Origin of the sequence: Peptoniphilus stercorisuis, from assembly GCF_017874395.1 — a bacterium.
GTDB classification, from domain to species: Bacteria; Bacillota; Clostridia; order Tissierellales; family Peptoniphilaceae; genus Anaerosphaera; species Anaerosphaera stercorisuis.
The window spans coordinates 1-4,305 of record NZ_JAGGLJ010000029.1 but is presented as its reverse complement, the minus strand read 5'-3'; the positions used below and the strand labels follow the sequence as shown (position 1 = coordinate 4,305).

Here is a 4,305-nt window from a genome sequence, read left to right as displayed (position 1 = left end):
ATAATCAGTTAAAGAATGATGAATTAACAGGGCAATTAACCTTTGATACATCAAATCCATTTAAGTAAGAAATAGCAAGTGACAGGCTCATTTTTACGCCTTTTGAGGCGTAGCAAGTAAAAAAGGGCCTTGTGCCCGTAAATTAAAAACCACCGGCTAGGCCGGTGGATATTTATTATTTCTTATAAAAAAATAGACTTGTATTTTAAGGAAAAGTAGATATAATAAAAATATATTGACTACATTTGTAGTCGGATTAAAAAGAGATAATAATACATTAAATATAAATTACTAATAATATATAAAAAAAGTAAATATTATAATTATAAGTAAAAATAATTATTTAAGGTATAAATTAATTATTAAGAGAAGTGAGAGGTGATATTTTTGAAACAAAAATTTGATGTAAGTGGCATGACTTGTTCAGCTTGTCAAGCTGCTGTTGAAAAAGGTGTAAAAAAACTTGATGGTATAGATAAAGCAGATGTAAATCTTTTATCAAATTCACTAGTAGTAGAATATGATGATGAAAAAATATCAGATAAAGATATATTAAATGCAGTATCAGATTCTGGATATTCAGCAATTATTCATGGAGAAAATAAAGATACTAAAAGTTCAAATCTAGAAAAAATAGATGTATATGAAGAAGAAGTAAAAGAAAAGAAAAATCAACTGAAATATTCTTTACTTTTTTTAATTCCTTTAATGTATGTTGCAATGGGACCTATGATGGGACTTCCACAACCAAGTTTTTTAGTTGGTATAGAAAATTTATTAAATCTTGGGCTTGTTCAAATGCTTTTGACAATTCCAGTTTTAATTATTAACTCACATTTTTTCAAAAATGGATTTAAGACATTATTTAGACTTGCTCCAAATATGGATTCACTTATAGCAATAGGATCAGGTGCAGCTTTTGTATATGGAGTATTTGCAATATTTAGAATATCAACTGGAATGGGACATGGAGATATGGACTTAGTTCATAAATATGCACATGACTTTTATTTTGAATCAGCAGCTATGATTTTAACTTTAATAACACTTGGAAAATCTCTAGAAGCTCGTGCAAAGAGAAAGACATCTGATGCAATAAATTCTCTAATGGATCTTACTCCACAAAGGGCAACTATTGAAGTAAATGGAGTTCAAAAGGAAATAGATGTATCAGATATCAAAATTGGAGATATTATAATAGTAAAACCAGGAAGTAATATTCCAGTAGATGGAGTAATAGTTGAAGGAAATACTTCAATAGATGAATCAGCACTAACAGGAGAAAGTGTGCCAGTAGAAAAGACAATAGATGATAAAGTCCTTGCAGCAACTACAAATAAAGCAGGATTCTTTAAATTTAGAGCAACACTTATAGGTGAAGATACTACAATTGCAAAAATAATAGAACTTGTTGAAGATGCAAATACTACAAAAGCACCAATTGCAAAAATGGCAGATAAAATATCAGGAGTTTTTGTACCAGTAGTAATAGCAATTTCAATAGTAACTGCAGTTTATTGGGGAATAAAAGTAGATTTTGAAATGGCAATCTCAATGGCAATAGCAGTTCTTGTAATATCTTGCCCTTGTGCTTTAGGACTTGCTACACCAGTTGCAATAATGGTTGGAACTGGAAAAGGTGCAAAACTTGGAATACTATTTAAATCAGCAGAAAGTTTAGAAAATCTTCACAATACAGATGTAATACTTTTAGATAAAACAGGAACAATAACAAAAGGTATTCCATCAGTAGTAGAAATAAAATTAAATGAAATAGAAGAAAGAGAATTTATAAGTATAGCAGCATCTCTTGAAAAAAATTCCGAACATCCACTAGCTCGTGCAATAGTAAGATATGCAGATGAAAAAAATATAAAATATACAGATGCACAAAATTTCACAACACTTACAGGTATGGGAGTTTTTGGAAATGTTAATGGAAAAACTTATATTACAGGAAATTTAAAACTTATGGAAGAAGAAGAAATAGATACAGATAAATTTATAAATACTGCAGATGAATTTGCAAATAATGGTCTTACACCAATATATTTTGCAGATGATGAAAAAATAATAGGAGTAATTGGACTTCAAGACACAATCAAAGAAACATCAAAAGATGCAATAACAAAACTTAAAAAACTAGGTAAGACAGTTTCAATGGTTACAGGAGACAATGAAAAAACAGCAAATGCAATAGGTAAAACTCTAGGACTTGATAAAATATATGCAGAAGTAATGCCTGAAAATAAAGAAGAAATAGTAAGAAAATATCAAGAACAAGGTAAAAAAGTTGCCTTTGTAGGAGATGGAATAAATGATGCTCCAGCACTAGCAAGATCAGAAATAGGTATAGCAATAGGAGCAGGAACAGATATAGCAATAGAATCAGCAGATATAGTTTTAATAAAATCAGAACTTTATGATTTAGTAAATGCAATAAAACTTTCTGATGCAACAATAAGAAATATAAAACAAAATTTATTTTGGGCGTTTTTCTATAATACTTTAGGAATACCAATAGCAGCAGGAATATTTTATACAAGTTTTGGTCTAAAGTTAAATCCAATGATAGGAGCACTTGCAATGAGCTTTTCATCAGTATTTGTAGTTACAAATGCACTTAGACTTAACACTTTTAAAGCAGAAAAGTAAAAAAATTAATAGAATATTATCAAAAAAATATATATAGATAAATAAATTAATATGAAAAATAGTATTAAATTAAATCATTATATAGATTGTATTCTTTAATTTCATAAAGTACTATGATATAATTATTTTAGGTAATGGTTTTCAAATTATTATTAAAATAGTTATAAATAGTATGACAAAAGGAGAATATAATGGATTATTCAAAAGAATATGCTGAGAAGTTAATTAGCGCTAAAGAAGCGGCATCAATGGTAAAAAGCAATGATTGGGTAGACTATGCCTGGGCTGCTCAAACTCCTGTTGCAATAGATAGAGAACTTGCAAAAAGAGTTGAAGAATTAGAAAATGTTAAATTAAGAGGCGGAGTACTTTTAGCAGTACCAGAAATTTTCAAAGCAGATCCAAATGGAGATACATTTATTTGGAATGCATGGCATGCTGGGGGACCAGATAGAGGAAGAATTAATACTACAGATGGAGCATTTTATATTCCACTTAGATATTCAGAACTTCCAAAATATTATCGTCAAAACTGTGAAGTAGATATTGCCTTTATCCAAGTTCCTCCAATGGATCAACATGGATATTTTAACTTTGGACTTAACGCATCTCATTTAATGGCAGTATGTGAAGTAGCAAAAAAAATAGTAGTAGAAGTAAATGAAAATATGCCAAGAGCACTTGGTGGATTTGAAACTGAAATTCATATATCAAAAATAGATGGAATAGTTGAAGGAGATAATCAAGGACTTCCAGAACTAGCATCAGGATCTTTTGGAGATGTTGATAGAAAAGTAGGAGAACTTATTGTAAATGAACTAAGTGATAGATCATGTTTACAACTAGGAATAGGAGCAATGCCAAATGCAGTAGGATCACTTATTGCAGAGTCTGATCTAAAAGACCTAGGAGTTCATACAGAAATGTATGTAGATGCCTTTGTTGATTTATATAATGCTGGAAAAATAACAGGAGCATACAAAAATGTAGATAGATTTAGACAAACTTATGCCTTTGCAGCAGGATCTAAAAAACTTTATGACTTTATAGATAATAACCCACAATGTATGGCAGCACCAGTTGACTATACAAATGATGCAAGAATTATTTCTAAAATAGATAATTTTGTTTCTATAAACAATGCAGTAAATGTGGACCTTTGGGGACAAGTATCATCTGAAAGTTCAGGAATGAAACATATTTCAGGAGCAGGTGGACAACTAGACTTTGTACTTGGATCTTACCTAGCAGAAAATGGTAAATCATTTATTTGTCTATCTTCTAAATTCTACAATAAAAAATCAGGAAAAGAAGAATCTAGAATTACTTTAAACTTTGAGCCAGGTTCAGCAATTACAGTAGCAAGACCAAATACTAACTATATAGTTACAGAATATGGAATCTTCAACTGTAAAGGTAGATCAACTTGGGAAAGAGCAGAAGGAATAATAAATCTAGCAGCTCCAGAATTTAGAGATGATCTTATAAAAGATGCTGAAAAAGCTAATATTTGGAGAAAATCAAATAGATAATAAATAGAAAAATTTAGAAGGGCTTGATACTATGCCCTGTCAAGTACACATCAAATAAAATATTATAGATATTTTAATTTGTATTCTAAGGGAGATAAGTATCCTAAGGCTTTTTGAA

The 4,305-nt window shown here is 29.8% G+C and carries 2 protein-coding genes; both read left to right on the top strand.

What is annotated here, in order from left to right; genetic code table 11:
• Positions 1-387: 387 nt before the first annotated feature.
• Positions 388-2,655, top strand: a complete 2,268-nt coding sequence (locus tag J2Z71_RS08770; protein ID WP_210062292.1) for a heavy metal translocating P-type ATPase — start codon at positions 388-390, stop codon at positions 2,653-2,655.
• 191 nt (positions 2,656-2,846) lie between these two features.
• A complete protein-coding gene (locus J2Z71_RS08765; protein WP_210062290.1) occupies positions 2,847-4,187 on the top strand; it encodes a butyryl-CoA:acetate CoA-transferase in 1,341 nt (446 codons plus the stop codon).
• Positions 4,188-4,305 lie beyond the last annotated feature (118 nt).

Bases quoted from the DNA above. Each gene is read 5' to 3' on its own strand.
- J2Z71_RS08765 (WP_210062290.1), top strand. From the start codon at position 2,847: ATGGATTATTCAAAAGAATATGCTGAGAAGTTAATTAGCGCTAAAGAA.